This window comes from Aeromicrobium erythreum (genome assembly GCF_001509405.1).
Taxonomy (GTDB): Bacteria; Actinomycetota; Actinomycetes; order Propionibacteriales; family Nocardioidaceae; genus Aeromicrobium; species Aeromicrobium erythreum.
Genome location: NZ_CP011502.1, coordinates 2698196 through 2714121, shown reverse-complemented (window position 1 = coordinate 2714121; position 15926 = coordinate 2698196). Strand labels below are relative to the sequence as shown.

Sequence of the window (15926 nt, the reverse complement as noted above, 5' to 3'; positions counted from 1 at the left end):
CTGAGCATCCGATGTGATGAGATGAGGTCCATGGGTCTGAGCCAGGTCGCCTACGGCGCGTACGAGCGGCGGCTCCTCAGACGCCTCGATCCCGATCGCCTGCCACGCCACGTCGGCGCGATCGTCGACGGCAACCGACGCTGGGCGAAGGACGCCCGCATGGGCCTCGACCAGGGCTACCGGGCGGGTGCGGCGAAGGTCGATGAGTTCCTCGACTGGTGCCACGAGCTGGGCGTCGGGACGGTCACGTTCTGGGTGCTGTCGACCGACAACCTGCAACGCCCCGAGGCGGAGCTGGCGAGCATCCTCGACGCGGTCGAGGACCTCGTCGGACGGCTCGCCGAGGACGGACGCTGGCACGTGCGGCTCATCGGCAACCTCCAGCTACTGCCCGCCGACTCCTCCGCGCGTCTGCAGCGCGCCGCCGCGGCGTCGCCGTCGGGCGAGGGCCTGATGCACGTCAACGTGTGCGTCGGCTACGGCGGACGGCAGGAGCTGACCGACGCCATGCGTGCCCTCCTGCTCGCGGAGGCGGCCAAGGGTCGCACGCTGGAGGAGGTCGCGGCGACGCTCGAGGTCGACCACATCGCCGACCACCTGTACACGAAGGGCCAGCCCGACCCCGACCTCGTCATCCGCACGTCGGGCGAGCAGCGGCTGTCGGGCTTCCTGCTGTGGCAGAGCGTGCACAGCGAGTTCTACTTCTCCGACGTCCTCTGGCCCGCCTTCCGCCGCGTCGACCTCCTCCGCGCGATGCGCTCCTACGCCGCCCGCGAGCGCCGCTTCGGCGCCTGAGCTGTCGCTGGTCGAGTAGTCGACGTCGCGACGACGGAGCTGGCGGCGGCGTATCGAGACCACTCCAAGCGGGCGCTGGGGGGTTGGTTCGCGCTGGGCTGTTGCCGGGTGGTCTCGATACGTCCGACCGGGGCTCCTTCGTCGCCGGTCGGACTACTCGACCAGCGGACCCCACCGCTGGTCGAGTGCCTCCACGAGCGCCAGCGAGGGGAGATGTATCGAGACCACTCTGGGCTGTCGCTGGGGGTCGGTTCGCGCTGGGCTGTTGCCGGGTGGTCTCGGTACGCAGCGACGTGCTCGCTGGCGCTCGCCGTCGCCGCTACTCGACCAGCGATACCGCTGGTCGAGTAGCGCGGAGCCGCGAGGGACGAGCGTGCTCCGGGCGTATCGAGACCACTCTGAGCTGTCGCTGGGGGTTGGTTCGCGCTGGGCTGTTGCCGGGTGGTCTCGATACGTGGCGACGTGCTCGCTGGCGCTCGCCGTCGCCGCTACTCGACCAGCGGTGGGTGTCGCTGGTCGAGTAGCCGACGTCGCGACGAAGGAGCAGGCGGCGGCGTATCGAGACCACTCTGGGCTGTCGCTGGGGGCCGGTCCGCGCTGGGCCGTTGCCGGGTGGTCTCGATACGTCCGACCGGGGCTCCTTCGTCGCCGGTCGGACTACTCGACCAGCGGACCCCACCGCTGGTCGAGTGCCTCCACGAGCGCCAGCGAGGGGAGATGTATCGAGACCACTCTGGGCTGTCGCTGGGGGTTGGTTCGCGCTGGGCTGTTGCCGGGTGGTCTCGATACGCAGCGACGAGCTCGCTGGCGCTCGCCGTCGCCGCTACTCGACCAGCGGTGGGGTCCGCTGGTCGAGTAGTCGACGCCGCGACGGAGGAGCTGGCGGCGGCGTATCGAGACCACTCTGGGCTGTCGCTGGGGGTTGGTTCGCGCTGGGCTGTTGCCAGGTGGTCTCGATACGCAGCGACGTGCTCGCTGGCGCTCGCCGTCGCCGCTACTCGACCAGCGGTGGGTGTCGCTGGTCGAGTAGTCGACGTCGCGACGGAGGAGCTGGCGGCGGCGTATCGAGACCACTCCAAGCGGGCGCTGGCGGTTGGTTCGCGCTGGGCTGTTGCCGGGTGGTCTCGATACGCAGCGACGTGCTCGCTGGCGCTCGCCGTCGCCGCTACTCGACCAGCGGTGGGTGTTGCTGGTCGAGTAGTCGCCTCCGCCGAGGGACGAGGCGTGAGGTGACGTATCGAGACCACTGCACGCCGACGCTGGCGGTCGGTTCGCGCTGGGCTGTTGCCGGGTGGTCTCGATACGCAGCGACGTGCTCGCTGGCGCTCGCCGTCGCCGCTACTCGACCAGCGGAACCTTCCGCTGGTCGAGTGCCTCCACGAGCGCCAGCGAGGGGAGGTGTATCGAGACCACTCTGGGCTGTCGCTGGGGGTTGGTTCGCGCTGGGCTGTTGCCGGGTGGTCTCGATACGCAGCGACGAGTTCGCTGGCGCTCGCCGTCGCCGCTACTCGACCAGCGGTGGGTGTCGTTGGTCGAGTAGTCGACGTCGCGACGGAGGAGCTGGCGGCGGCGTATCGAGACCACTCCAAGCGGGCGCTGGGGGGTTGGTTCGCGCTGGGCTGTTGCCGGGTGGTCTCGATACGCAGCGACGAGTTCGCTGGCGCTCGCCGTCGCCGCTACTCGACCAGCGGTGGGTGTCGTTGGTCGAGTAGTCGACGTCGCGACGGAGGAGCTGGCGGCGGCGTATCGAGACCACTCCAAGCGGGCGCTGGGGGGTTGGTTCGCGCTGGGCTGTTGCCGGGTGGTCTCGATACGCGGCGACGTGCTCGCTGGCGCTCGCCGTCGCCGCTACTCGACCAGCGGAACGTTTCGCTGGTCGAGTAGCCGACGTCGCGACGGAGGAGCTGGCGGCGGCGTATCGAGACCACTCCAAGCGGGCGCTGGGGGGTTGGTTCGCGCTGGGCTGTTGCCGGGTGGTCTCGATACGCGGCCACGGCGCTCGTTCCTCGCGCGTGGCCACTACTCGACCAGCGGAACATTCCGGTGGTCGAGTAGCGCGGAGCCGCGAGGGACGAGCGTGCTCCGGGCGTATCGAGACCACTCCACGCCGACGCTGGGGCTGGGCCCGCGCTGGCGGGATGCGCGGAGTGGTGGGTGCGCAGAGTTCATCTCGGCGTTACATGACGCGCAGCGTGTCGCCGCGCCCGGGCACGGGGGCGGACGTACGTTGCGAGGGTGTTGATGCTCGCCCCGGAGCCCAGCCGCCCCACACCCACCGAGTAGGGAAGGGCCGGCGCAGGGGCGCGCGGGTTCTTCGCAGGGAGTCAGACATGACTGTCAAGCAGCCCGTCAGCGCCGCCGCCACCTCCGCCGAGGCAGTCCGCACCTACGTCCTCGACACCAGCGTCCTGCTGGCCGACCCAGGGGCGGTGCATCGCTTCCACGAGCACGAGGTCGTCATCCCGGTCGTCGTCATCACCGAGCTCGAGGGCAAGCGCCACCACCCCGAGCTCGGCTACTTCGCCCGCACGGCACTGCGCTTCCTCGACGACCTGCGCGTCCAGCACGGCATGCTCGACGTCCCCCTGCCCATCGGCACGGAGGGCGGCACGATCCGCGTCGAGCTGAACCACACCAACCCCGAGGCCCTGCCCGCCGGCTTCCGCCTCGGCGACAACGACACGCGCATCCTCGCCGTCGCGAAGAACCTCGCCGACGAGGGGCGCCACGTCACGCTCGTCTCCAAGGACCTGCCGATGCGGGTCAAGGCGTCGGCGGTCGGCCTGTCGGCGGAGGAGTACCGCGCCGAGCTGGCCCTCGAGTCCGGCTGGACCGGCATGCGCGAGCTCGAGGTCGACTCCGCCGACCTCGACGCGCTGTATGAGGAGGGCAGCCTCGACGTCGCCCTCCTGGACGACGAGACCGCGCGCGACCTCCCGTGCCACACGGGGTTGGTGCTGCTGTCGGACAAGGGCAGCGGGCTCGGCCGGATCACGCCCGACAAGCGGGTGCAGCTGGTCCGCGGCGACCGCGACGCGTTCGGCCTGCACGGCCGCTCGGCCGAGCAGCGCGTCGCGCTCGACCTGCTCCTCGACCCCGAGGTCGGGATCGTGTCGCTCGGTGGCCGCGCCGGCACCGGCAAGTCGGCGCTCGCGATCTGCGCGGGCCTCGAGGCGGTCATGGAGCGCCGTCAGCACAAGAAGGTCGTCGTGTTCCGTCCGCTGTATGCGGTCGGCGGGCAGGAGCTCGGCTACCTGCCGGGCAGCTCCGACGAGAAGATGGGGCCCTGGGCGCAGGCCGTGTTCGACACCCTCGGCGCCGTCGCGTCGCCGCACGTCGTCGACGAGATTCTCGACCGCGGGATGCTCGAGGTCCTGCCGCTGACCCACATCCGGGGTCGGTCGCTGCACGACGCGTACGTCATCGTCGACGAGGCGCAGTCGCTGGAGCGCAACGTGCTCCTCACGGTGCTCTCGCGCATCGGCGCGAACTCCAAGGTGGTCCTGACCCACGACGTCGCGCAGCGCGACAACCTGCGCGTCGGACGCCACGACGGCGTCGTCGCGGTGGTCGAGAAGCTCAAGGGCCACCCGCTGTTCGCGCACGTCACCCTCACCCGGTCCGAGCGGTCGCCTGTCGCCGCGCTGGTCACCGAGATGCTGGAGGACATCGGCATCTGACGCCCTCCTGGAGGCGGATGCGGACACCGCGTGCCGGACGTCGCAACGACGTCCGGCACGCGGTCTGCTGTGGCAGAGTGACCCCGTGACCAGGAGGGGCGTGTCCGCGGCGTTCGTCGCTGCCTCCATGCTGCTCGCGGCCGCCTGCGGCGGCTCACCCGACGAGGACGCCGTCGACGACGTGCCCGTGCTGCACTGGTACGTGGGCCCCGAGCGCGCCGACGTCGACGCGCTCGCGCAGACCTGCAGCGAGGGCTCCGGCGGCGACTACCGCATCGAGGTCGAGCGGCTGCCCGACGACGTCGAGGAGCGGCACGCGACGCTGATGCGCCGGCTGCTCGCGAAGGACGACTCGATCGACCTGTTCAGCATGGACACCGCGTGGAGCGCGGAGATGGCGGCCGCGCAGGTGCTCGCGCCCGTCCCGGAGGACCTCAAGACCCCGTTCGCGCAGGACGTCGCACCGGCCGCGCTGCGCTCGGTGACGGTCGACGGGCTGGTCGTCGCCGCGCCCTGGACCTTCGACCCGTGGCTGCTGTGGTGGCGGGGCAACACGGCCGAACGGGCCGGGCTCGACACGACCAAGCCGGTCTCGTGGGACGACCTGCTGACGGGTGCCGAGCGCACCGGTCGCCAGGTGCTCGTCGACGACCCCGACGGCGAGGGCCTCGCGGCGTGGGTGGACGCGCTCGTCGCCGGCGCCGGTGGCACGCTGCTGAAGGGCGCCGGACGCAGTCCTGAGGTGGGTCTGGACTCCGCGGCCGGCCGCACGGCCGCCCGCATCGTGAGCCGGCTGGGCCGGTCCGGTCTCGGCGCCGATCCGTCGGTCGACGCCGCTGAGGGGCTCGCGCGCCGCGGGGGGTTCGTGCTCGCGCCCAGCTCGTTCGTCTCCGACCCTGCCGTCGCACCCGTGGCCAGCGACCTGCAGTGGGCGGCGTTCCCCGAGGTCGACGGCACGCCGGCCGCGCCCAGCACGGGGGTCGCGCTCGCCGTGCCGTTGTTCGCGCCCGACACGTCGCTGTCGTACGAGGCGATCTCGTGCCTGACCTCCGACGACCTCCTCGCCTCGGTCATGACCGGCTCGGGGCACAGCGCGGCGCGTGTGAGCACCTACGACCTCGATGCCGTGAAGGCCGGGTATCCGCTCGCCGACGTCACCCGTCCGGCCGTCGACAGCGCGGTCACGCTGCCGTCCACCCCGTACTGGATGCAGGCGCGGGCGGCGCTCGTGAAGACGTGGACGCCGATCTCCTCGGTCGGGTCGGCCACCCCGCGCCGTTCCCAGGCGGCGGTCCGCGACGCCGTCGCCGGGAGGCTGCCGTGAGCACCGAGCAGCCCGTCCAGCCCCAGCAGCCGGAGCCGGCCGACGTGGTCGAGACGTCGACGGCCGTGACCGCGGACGAGGAGCACGACCTCGCCCCGATCGGTCCGGCGCCCACGCGGCGACGACGCCGTCGTCGTGCAGCGGCGTCGCCCCGACGCCGACGCTCGGGCTGGCCGCTGCTGGCGCCGACGGCGCTGGTCCTCGCGGCCCTGACGCTCTGGCCGCTCGGCCTCCTGCTCTGGACCTCCCTGCGGCGCTCGTCGAGCACCGTCGGCGACGACACTTTCGTGGGGCTCGACAACCTGACCGGCCTGCTCGGCGACCGCTCCTGGTGGCTCGCCGTGTCGGTGACGCTGCTGCTCGTCGTCGTGGCCGTCGGCGTGCAGCTCGTGCTCGCCTCCGTCGTGGCCGCGAGCATCCGTCGGCTGCGCCTGCCGCTGGCCGTGGTGTCGGTGCTGCTGCTCGCACCGTTCGCGCTGCTGCCCGTCGTGACGGCCTCGGTGTGGCGCGACGCCGTCACCTCGGGCGTCGGTCCCGCGTGGTTCGGCTACGACGGCGGGTCGAGCGCTGCGGCGGCGTTCGCCGTGGTGGCGGGCGAGGTCTGGCGCGGCACGGGCGTGACGGCGGTGATCCTGCTCGTCGGACTCACGCGCGTCGACCGTCGGCTCATCGACTCGGCCGTGGCCGACGGCGCCACCTCGTGGCAGCGGCTCCTGCGCGTCACGTGGCCCGCCGCCGCGCCGGCCGTGGCGGTGGCCGTCCTCTACCGCGCGACGGACGCGCTCCGCGCGCTGGAGGGTCCGCTGCTCGCGGCGCCCTCCGGCGGGGTGCGCACCGTGCCCGTGCTGACGTGGGAGACGACCTTCGAGAGCTTCGAGCGAGGTCTCGGAGCAGCCTCCGGCGTCCTGCTGTTGGTGCTGGCGGGCCTGGTCGCAGCCGTCCTCGTCGCCGTCCTGCGACCCGGGAGGCGTGCGTGAACCCCACCGTCCGCTCCCGGCTGTGGGCCGCCGGCACCGCGTTCGTCGTCGGCTTCGTGCTCGCCAACGTCGGCGTCCTCGTCGTCACGGGCGCCGACCGCTGGCTCTGGGTCGCCGTCGCGGCCGTCCTCATGGGCACGGGCGCCGTCGGCGTGCTCGTCGCCGACACCCGCCGTCGGCTGTCGCTGTGGGCGGTGCTCGGTCTCGAGCTGGCCGTGGTGGGCACCGTCGCGCCCTTGTGGTGGACCGCAGCCGTCGCCCTCACCCCGTCGGGCACGGCGGCGACGTCGATGCTCCCGTCGAGCCCGCGCTGGTCCGTCCTCGGCGACGCGCTGCGGCGCGACGACGTGCGCGAGGCCGCGCTCACCAGCGTCGTCGTCGCCACCGCGGCCACCGTCGTCGCGATGCTCGTCGCCGTCCCGGCGGCCTACGCGCTGGCGCGTCGTCGGGTGCGCGGGGGTCGGGCCGTCCCCGTCGTCGTGGTGGGGGTCCTGCTGCTGCCGCTCGTCGCCTTCGCCGGACCGTGGTCGGACACGGCCGACGCCCTCGGCCTGCTCGGCTCCCGCTGGGCGGTCGCGCCGGTCCTGCTGCTCGTCGCCGTCCCGCTGGCCGTCTTCCTCAGCATCCCCGTCCTGCGCGACGCCCCGTGGTCGCTGCGCGACTCGATCCGCAGCGACGGCGCCGACCGCCGGCAGGAGCTGCGCGCGTTCGCCGTGCCGGTGCTGCTGCCCGACCTGCTCGTCGTCGCCGCCCTCGTGTGGGTGCTGTCGGCCCAGGACGTGGTGCTCGGCGCCGCCCTGGGACCCACGCCAGACGCCCGCACGCTGCCCGCCACCCTGCTCCTCGGGCAGGTGCCGCCCGCGCAGGCCGCGGCGGTCGGGCTGCTGTGGCTGCTGCCCGTCATCGTCCTCCTCGCGGTCGCGCCCCGCCGCGTCCGCCGCCTGATCGGAAGGGACCACCCATGACCTCGATGGAGCTGAGGGGCGTGCGCCTGGACGCCCTCGACGGCACGCCGCTGCTCGACGGGCTCGACCTCGTGGTGCCCGACGGCAGCACGACGGCGCTCTGCGGCCCGGCCGGCGCCGGCAAGTCGGCCGTGCTTCGCGTGCTCGTGGGCCTGGAGGAGCAGACCGAGGGCGACGTGCTGCTCGACGACATCGTCGTGAACGCGGTAGGCCCCCGCGACCGTGACCTCGCGCTCGTGCTCCAGGACTACGTGCTCCACCCCCATCTCGACGTCCACGACAACCTGGCCTTCGCGACCCGGCTGCGCCGCGGGTACGACAAGGTGGCGCTCGCGGAACGGATCGACGAGGTCGCCGCCTTCCTCGCCCTCGACTCGCTCCTCGACGCCAAGCCCGCCGAGCTCGAGCCGGCCCAGCGTCAGCGCGTCGCCATCGGCCGTGGGCTCGTGCGCGACGCCCTGGGCTACCTGTTCGACGACCCGTTCAGCGCGCAGGCCGACCGGGTCCGCACGCACGTCCGGTCGGTCACCCTGCAGTGGCAGCGCGACGAGGGTCGGACGTCGCTGTTCACCACGTCGCGCCCCGACGAGGCGCTCACCCTCGCCGACCGCGTGGCCGTCATGCACCGCGGCGTCGTGCACCAGACGGGGACGCCCGACGAGGTCTACGCCGACCCCGCCGACCTCTTCGTCGCCGCCTTCCTCGGGCAGCCCGCGATGAACCTGCTGCCGGCCACGGTCGAGGACGGCCGTCTCGTGACGCCGGTCCTGACCATCCCGCTCGACGCCGCGGCGCGGGACGCCCTCGGCGATCGCAGCCACGTCGTCGTGGGGGTGCGCCCCGAGCACTGCGAGGAGGCGGCACCCGCTGCCGACCCGGCCCCGACCGACGCCCCCCTGACCGCCGGCGCGATCGCGGCCCAGGCCGAGGCCGAGACCAAGGTCGAGGTCGTCGGCGAGGTCGACGACGTCGAGTGGCGCGGCGGCACGCAGCTCGTCTACGTCGGGTACGACCTCGACGACGACGTCCAGGCCATGCTCGAGGACGTCGAGGACGAGCTCGACTTCGACCTCTTCCAGAACTTCTTCGTCGCCGAGTTGCCGGCCGCCGACCGCCGCCGGGCGGGCGACACGGTCCGGCTGGCCGTGCCGCGCTCGCAGGTGCTGGTGTTCGACGTCGCGACCGGCGCGCGCCTGCGCGGGTCGTGAGCGCGCGCCTCGGGACCGTCGCACGGTCCCTGCCGTCCCTCTGGGCCCTGCTGTGCACGGCCGCCTACACGACGCTGTCGCTGCTGCGGTTCCGCCGCTTCGACCCCACCTCCTGGGACAACGCGATCTTCGAGCAGGCGATCCGCGGCTACGCGCACCTCGGACTGCCGATCGTCGACATCAAGGGCCCGGGCTTCAACATCCTCGGCGACCACTTCTCGCCGATCACGGCGCTCGTGGCGCCGTTCTACCGGCTGTGGCCGTCGGCCCAGACCCTGCTCGTCGCGCAGGCCGTGCTGATCGGGGTGTCGGTGCTGGTCGTCAGCCGGCTGGCGGTGCGGCACGCCGGTCCGTGGGCGGGCGCGATGCTCGCCGTCGCCTACGGCATCTCCTTCGGCATCTCCGCGGCCGTGCAGTCGGACTTCCACGAGGTCGCGTTCGGCGCCCCGCTGCTCGCGCTGGCAGGCTCGGCGTACCTCGACCGCCGCTGGAACGCCGTCGTGGGCTGGTCGCTGCCGCTCCTGCTCGTCAAGGAGGACATGGGCGCGACGGTGCTCGTCATCGGGCTCGTGCTCATGCTCGCCGGCGAGCGTCGTCGTGGCACGCTGCTCGCGGCGGCCGGCGTGGTGAGCGCGGCGCTCGTCGTGCTCGTCGTGCTGCCGTCGGTGAACCCCGGCGGCGTCTACGACTACGCGTCCAGCGTCGGGGGCGACCGCGGCGTGGTCGCGACCCTGCTCGACGAGCCGGGTCGCAAGGCCCTCACGGTGCTGGTGACGCTCGCGGTGACCGGTCTGGCGGCGCTCGGGTCGCCCTGGGTGCTGCTCGTGCTGCCGACGTTCGCGTGGCGCTTCGTCGGCGACAACCCGTACTACTGGGGCACCGACTGGCACTACTCGCTGCTCCTCATGCCGATCGTGTTCGTCGCGGCCGTCGACACCATGCGGCGCTACCCGCCCGTGCGGTGGACGGCGGTGCCCGCGCTCGTCGTGTCGCTCGCGCTGCTGCCGTCGACGCCGCTGTGGGCGCTGACCCGGGGGGAGACGTACGAGGTGCCCGACCGCGCGGCGGTCGCCCAGCGCGTGGTCGACATGGTGCCCGACGGCGCGTCGGTCGTGACCGACATCGGCGTCATCACGCACCTCGCCACGGACCACGACGTCTACTGGCTCGGCACGGTCGGCACCGCCCCGCTCCCCGACGGCGAGCCGGAGTACGTCCTGCTCGACCAGTGGGCCGGCGTCGGCTCGCCCCCGGACGCCCGCACCTGGGCCGAGCAGACCTTCGGCGGCACCTGGGTGACCGTCTGGGACGCCGACGGCTACCAGCTCGCCCGCCGCGCCTGAACGCGGTGCCGCTGGGATTGGCCTGCGCTGGGCCGTTGCCGGGTGGTCTCGATACGTCAGGACTTCGCACGTTCGTCCTGACTGCTCGACCGGCGGCGGGTTGCGCTGGTCGAGTGCCTCCACGAGCGCTAGCGAGGGGAGGTGTATCGAGACCACTCTGGGCTGTCGCTGGGGGTTGGGTCGCGCTGGGCCGTTGTCGGGTGGTCTCGATACGTCAGGACTTCGCAAGCTCGTCCTGACTACTCGACCAGCGGCGGGTTCCGCTGGTCGAGTAGCGCGGAGCCGCGAGGGACGAGCGTGCTCCGGGCGTATCGAGACCACTCTGGGCTGTCGCTGGGGGTTGGGTCGCGCTGGGCCGTTGCCGGGTGGTCTCGATACGCAGGACTTCGCAAGCTCGTCCTGACTACTCGACCAGCGGATCCTGCCGCTGGTCGAGTAGCGCGGAGCCGCGAGGGACGAGCGTGCTCCGGGCGTATCGAGACCATTCCAAGCAGACGCTGGTGGTTGGGTCGCGCTGAGCCGTTGTCGGGTGGTCTCGATACGTCAGGACTTCGCAAGCTCGTCCCTGCTACTCGACCAGCGGATCCTGCCGCTGGTCGAGTAGCGCGGAGCCGCGAGGGACGAGCGTGCTCCGGGCGTATCGAGACCACTCTGGGCTGTCGCTGGGGGTTGGCCCGCGCTGATCCGTTGTCGGGTGGTCTCGATACGCAGGACTTCGCAAGCTCGTCCCTGCTACTCGACCAGTGGATCCTGCCGCTGGTCGAGTGCCTCCACGAGCGCCAGCGAGGGGAGGTGTATCGAGACCACTCTGGGCTGTCGCTGGGGGTTGGGTCGCGCTGAGCCGTTGCCGGGTGGTCTCGATACGTCAGGACTTCGCAAGCTCGTCCTGACTACTCGACCGGCGGATCCTGCCGCTGGTCGAGTAGCGCGGAGCCGCGAGGTACGAGCGTGCTCCGGGCGTATCGAGACCATTCCAAGCAGACGCTGGTGGTTGGGTCACGCTGAGCCGTTGTCGGGTGGTCTCGATACGTCAGGACTTCGCAAGCTCGTCCTGACTACTCGACCAGCGGCGGGTTCCGCTGGTCGAGTAGCGCGGAGCCGCGAGGGACGAGCGTGCTCCGTGCGTATCGAGACCACTCTGGGCTGTCGCTGGGGGTTGGCCCGCGCTGAGCCGTTCGCGGGTGGTCTCGATACGGCGACGCGGCGTTCGTTCCTCACGCGCGGCGCCTGCTCGACCAGCGGAGCTGGACGCTGGTCAGGGGTGGGTCATGCTCATGACGTCGAGGGCGGCGTCGAGCTCGGCCTCGGTCAGGTCGCCGCGCTCGACGTAGCCGTCCTCGACCACGACCTCGCGGATCGTCTTGCGCTCCTTGACGGCCTTCTTCGCGACCTTCGCGGCGTTCTCGTAGCCGATGTGGCGGTTGAGGGGCGTCACGACCGAGGGGCTCGACTCCGCCAGCTCGAGGCAGCGCTCGACGTTGGCGGTGATGCCGTCGACGCACCGGTCGGCGAGCACGCGCGAGGTGTTGCCGAGCAGCCGGATCGACTCCAGGACGTTGCGTCCGATGACGGGCAGCTGCACGTTCAGCTCGAACGACCCCGACGCGCCGGCGTAGGTGATGGTCGCGTCGTTGCCGATGACCTGCGCGCAGACCATGAGCGTCGCCTCCGGCAGGACGGGGTTCACCTTGCCGGGCATGATGCTCGACCCGGGCTGCAGGTCGGGCAGGTTGATCTCGCCCAGGCCGGTGCGCGGGCCCGAGCCCATCCAGCGCAGGTCGTTGCAGATCTTCGTGAGGCTGACCGCGACCGTGCGCAGCGCGCCGGACAGCTCGACGATCCCGTCGCGCGCGCCCTGCGCCTCGAAGTGGTCGGTGGCCTCGGTGATCGGCAGGCCGGTGTCGGCGGCGAGGATCTCGATGACGCGCTGCGGGAAGCCGGCGGGGGTGTTGATGCCGGTGCCGACGGCGGTGCCGCCCAGCGGGACCTCGGCGGCCGACGGCAGCGCACGCTCGACGCGGGCGATGCCCTTGCGCACCTGCGCGGCGTAGCCGGCGAACTCCTGGCCGAGCGTCACGGGCGTGGCGTCCATCAGGTGCGTGCGACCCGACTTGACGACCTCGGCGAGCTCCTCGGCCTTGCGCTCGAGCGACTGCGCGAGGTGGTCGAGGTCGGGCAGCAGCTGGTTGACGGTCGACGCCGTCGCGGCCACGTGGATCGACGTCGGGAAGACGTCGTTGCTCGACTGCGACGCGTTGACGTGGTCGTTCGGGTGCACGTCGCGACCGAGCGAGCGGGTCGCGAGCGTGGCGATGACCTCGTTGGTGTTCATGTTGCTCGACGTGCCGGAGCCGGTCTGGAAGACGTCGATGGGGAAGTGCGCGTCGTGGGCGCCGCTGGCCACCTCCTGCGCGGCCGCGACGATCGCGTCCGCGAGGTCGCCGTCGAGGATGCCGAGCTCGGCGTTCGCCCGGGCGCACGCGGCCTTGATCTGCGCGAGCGCCTTGATCTGGGCCGGCTCGATCGGGGTGCCGGAGATCGGGAAGTTCTCGACCGCGCGCTGCGTCTGGGCCCGCCAGAGAGCGTCGGCGGGGACCCTCACCTCACCCATGGTGTCGTGCTCGATGCGCCAGGCCGTGTCGTTCTCGCTCATGCCCCCACGCTAGCGCGAGCCGTCCGGACGGCGACCCGGCCGCCCACCCGCTGAGCGTGACGTTCGCGGGCTGCATCCGCCCCATCCGCCCCGCGAACGTCACGCTCAGCGGGGTGGCGGACGTCGCGAAGGGGTGGGAGGGCGCGGGGGAGGCGGGTTACTGGGCCGAGCGCACCCGCAGGCCCGTGACGGGCACGGTCACCGTCCCCGACGGGTCGGTGAAGAAGTCGTTGCCCTTGTCGTCGACGACGATGAAGGCCGGGAAGTCCTCGACCTCGATCTTCCAGACCGCCTCCATGCCGAGCTCGGGGTACTCGATGACCTCCTGGCTGCGGATGCAGTCCTGCGCGAGCCGGGCGGCGGGTCCGCCGATGGAACCCAGGTAGAAGCCGCCGTAGGCGTCGCAGGCCTCGGTCACCTGCTTGCTGCGGTTGCCCTTGGCGAGCATGACCAGCGACCCGCCTGCCTCCTGGAAGCGTCGCACGTAGGAGTCCATGCGGCCTGCGGTGGTGGGGCCGAACGAGCCCGACGCCATGCCCTCGGGCGTCTTGGCCGGTCCGGCGTAGTAGACGGGGTGGTCCTTGAGGTACTGCGGCATCGGCTCGCCCGCGTCGAGCCGCTCGGCGATCTTCGCGTGGGCGATGTCGCGGGCGACGACGAGCGGGCCGGTGAGCGACAGGCGCGTCTTCACCGGGTACTGCGACAGCTGCGCCCGGATCTCGTCCATCGGCCGGGTCAGGTCGACCTGCACGACCTCACCGCCGCTGATGTCCTCGGCCACGCCGGCGTCGGGCATGTACTGCGCGGGGTCGGTCTCGAGCTGCTCGAGGAAGACGCCCTCGGGGGTGATCTTGGCGCGGGCCTGACGGTCGGCCGAGCACGAGACGGCGATGGCGACCGGGCACGACGCGCCGTGGCGCGGCAGGCGCACGACGCGGACGTCGTGGCAGAAGTACTTGCCGCCGAACTGGGCCCCGATGCCGAAGGACTGGGTGAGCTCGAAGACCTGCTGCTCGAGCTCGACGTCGCGGAACCCGTGCGCGCTCATCGAGCCTTCCGTGGGCAGCTCGTCGAGGTAGTGCGCGGAGGCGTACTTGGCCGTCTTGAGGGCGAACTCCGCCGACGTCCCGCCGATGACGACGGCCAGGTGGTAGGGCGGGCAGGCCGCGGTGCCGAGGCTCTTGATCTTCTCGTCGAGGAACTCCAGGAGCCGTGTGGGGTTCAGGATCGCCTTCGTCTCCTGGTAGAGGAAGGACTTGTTGGCCGAGCCGCCGCCCTTGGCCATGAACAGGAACGAGTACTCCGGCGTCGGCTTCGTGCCGGGGGAGGAGTAGAGCTCGATCTGGGCCGGCAGGTTGGTGCCGGTGTTCTTCTCCTCGTAGGTGGTGAGCGGTGCGAGCTGGCTGTAGCGCAGGTTGAGCTGCGTGTACGCGTCGTGCACGCCGCGGCTGATCGCCTCGGCGTCGTCGGCGCCGGTGAGCACGCCCTCGGACTTCTTGCCCATGACGATCGCGGTGCCGGTGTCCTGGCACATCGGCAGCACGCCGCCGGCGGAGATGTTGACGTTCTTCAGCAGGTCGAGCGCCACGAAGCGATCGTTGCCCGACGCCTCGGGATCGTCGATGATCTTCCGCAGCTGCGCGAGGTGCGCGGGCCGCAGGTAGTGGCTGATGTCGTGCATCGCCTCGGCCGTGAGCCGGCGCAGCGCCTCGGGCTCCACGTGCAGGAACGTGCGGGTGCTGCCGTCGGGGAGCACGACCTCGGAGGTCGAGACGCCCTCGGTCGTGACGAGGCGGTACGGGGTCTCGTCAGGACCCGTCGGGAGCAGGTCGGAGTACAGGAAGTCTGCGTCGGCCACGGGCAGACGATAGCGTCCGCGCTCAGCGCGCGCGGCCGGTCAGCACCCAGTAGTGCTCGGAGCGTCCCTGGAGGTCGACGGGGACGGCGACCGCCCCGACGTCGTCGAGCAGGGCCGCGAGCCGTGCGCGCAGGGGGGCAGAGTCGGCCATCGACCAGACGGCCAGGGTCCCGCCGGGCCGCAGCACGCGGGCGGCGTCGGCGAGACCGTCGGCCGCGTACACGGCGGCGTTCGTCTCGTGCACGAGGAAGTCGGGACCGTTGTCGACGTCGAGCAGGACGGCGTCGAGGGACGCGTCGGGCTGCGCGGCGACGACGTCGCGCACGTCACCGACCGCGACGGTGCAGCGCGGGTCGTCGAGGACGGCCGGGCCGGCCCCGGCGCCTGCGCGCACGGCCGCCACGACGTCGGCGTGCAGCTCGGCGACCACCAGACGCTCGACATCGCCGGCCAGGAGCGCCTGGGCCGTGTAGCCGAGGCCGAGCCCGCCGACGAGCACCTCGCGGGCGCCGAGGTCGAGCACGAGCTCGGCGAGCAGCCGTTCGCTGGACGTCTCGACGTCGTCCATGACGAACACGCCGTTGACCCGCAGCTCCGTGGCACCGTCGGCCCGGACCCGCACCACGACCTCGGCTGCTTCGTCCACGTCAGGGACCCTAGGCCAGACCCACGATGCGGAGCACCATCGCCCGGTCCGGGTGCAGATGACGGCGATGGCGTGCCGAAACGTCGGGGGAGGGGCCTAGCGTCGGGTCATGGCACACACCCACCACGGCATCGACTACATCGAGATCCCGGCGCCCGACCTCGCCGCCGCGCAGCAGTTCTACGGCGACGCGTTCGGCTGGCGCTTCACCGACTACGGACCCGACTACGTCGGCATCCAGCGCGTCGAGGGGGAGGGCGAGGCGGGCGGGTTCGACCCCACCGGCACGCCGTCGACCACCGGTCCTCTCGTCCAGCTCTGGTCGGCCGACCTCGAGGCGACCCGCGACGCAGTCGTCGAGGCCGGCGGCACGGTCGTCGACGACGTGTTCGCGTTCCCCGGCGGCCGCCGCTTCCACTTCACCGATCCCGCCGGCAACCGGCTCGGTGTCTGGAGCGACGTCTAGTCCGCTGGGTG

Annotated in this window: 11 protein-coding genes; 8 read left to right on the top strand and 3 right to left on the bottom strand. The window is 72.1% G+C overall.

Going from position 1 to position 15926, the window contains the following annotated elements; all coding sequences use genetic code 11:
• The first annotated feature begins 21 nt into the window (after positions 1–21).
• From uppS to Aeryth_RS12815, 7 genes are all read left to right on the top strand, one after another.
• Complete coding sequence (gene uppS, locus Aeryth_RS12845) at positions 22–795, top strand: polyprenyl diphosphate synthase (RefSeq protein ID WP_083516438.1); 774 nt, start codon at positions 22–24, stop codon at positions 793–795.
• A 2330-nt stretch (positions 796–3125) separates the two neighbouring features.
• Positions 3126–4475, top strand: a complete 1350-nt coding sequence (locus Aeryth_RS12840; protein WP_067859375.1) for a PhoH family protein — start codon at positions 3126–3128, stop codon at positions 4473–4475.
• Between the two features lie 85 nt (positions 4476–4560).
• On the top strand, positions 4561–5799 hold the full coding sequence (locus Aeryth_RS12835) for a sugar ABC transporter substrate-binding protein (protein ID WP_144433774.1): 1239 nt from the start codon (positions 4561–4563) through the stop codon (positions 5797–5799).
• Positions 5796–6776, top strand: a complete 981-nt coding sequence (locus Aeryth_RS12830) for an ABC transporter permease subunit (RefSeq protein ID WP_158509210.1) — start codon at positions 5796–5798, stop codon at positions 6774–6776. Before Aeryth_RS12835 ends, Aeryth_RS12830 begins: the two co-directional genes overlap by 4 nt.
• Positions 6773–7741 (top strand): ABC transporter permease subunit, encoded by a 969-nt coding sequence (locus tag Aeryth_RS12825; RefSeq protein WP_067859366.1) that lies wholly within the window; start codon positions 6773–6775, stop codon positions 7739–7741. The genes Aeryth_RS12830 and Aeryth_RS12825 overlap by 4 nt, the downstream gene beginning before the upstream one ends.
• Positions 7738–8949 carry an ABC transporter ATP-binding protein gene (locus Aeryth_RS12820; protein ID WP_067859362.1) on the top strand — a complete coding sequence of 404 codons (1212 nt, stop codon included), beginning with the start codon at positions 7738–7740 and terminating at the stop codon, positions 8947–8949. The genes Aeryth_RS12825 and Aeryth_RS12820 overlap by 4 nt, the downstream gene beginning before the upstream one ends.
• Positions 8946–10292 (top strand): DUF2079 domain-containing protein, encoded by a 1347-nt coding sequence (locus Aeryth_RS12815; protein WP_067859359.1) that lies wholly within the window; start codon positions 8946–8948, stop codon positions 10290–10292. Before Aeryth_RS12820 ends, Aeryth_RS12815 begins: the two co-directional genes overlap by 4 nt.
• Positions 10293–11547: 1255 nt before the next feature.
• On the opposite strand, the gene Aeryth_RS12810 is transcribed toward Aeryth_RS12815, so the two are convergent.
• The 3 genes from Aeryth_RS12810 to Aeryth_RS12800 all read right to left on the bottom strand — a co-directional run bounded on the left by Aeryth_RS12810 (position 11548) and on the right by Aeryth_RS12800 (position 15449).
• A complete protein-coding gene (locus tag Aeryth_RS12810; protein ID WP_067859356.1) occupies positions 11548–12945 on the bottom strand; it encodes a class II fumarate hydratase in 1398 nt (465 codons plus the stop codon).
• Between the two features lie 157 nt (positions 12946–13102).
• On the bottom strand, positions 13103–14803 hold the full coding sequence (locus Aeryth_RS12805; protein WP_144433773.1) for a fumarate hydratase: 1701 nt from the start codon (positions 14801–14803) through the stop codon (positions 13103–13105).
• A gap of 22 nt (positions 14804–14825) precedes the next feature.
• Positions 14826–15449, bottom strand: coding sequence for a polyamine aminopropyltransferase (locus Aeryth_RS12800; protein WP_067859351.1), 624 nt, complete (start codon positions 15447–15449; stop codon positions 14826–14828).
• Between the two features lie 109 nt (positions 15450–15558).
• Between Aeryth_RS12800 and Aeryth_RS12795 the strand changes: the two genes are divergently transcribed.
• Positions 15559–15915 (top strand): VOC family protein, encoded by a 357-nt coding sequence (locus tag Aeryth_RS12795; protein ID WP_067859348.1) that lies wholly within the window; start codon positions 15559–15561, stop codon positions 15913–15915.
• Positions 15916–15926 lie beyond the last annotated feature (11 nt).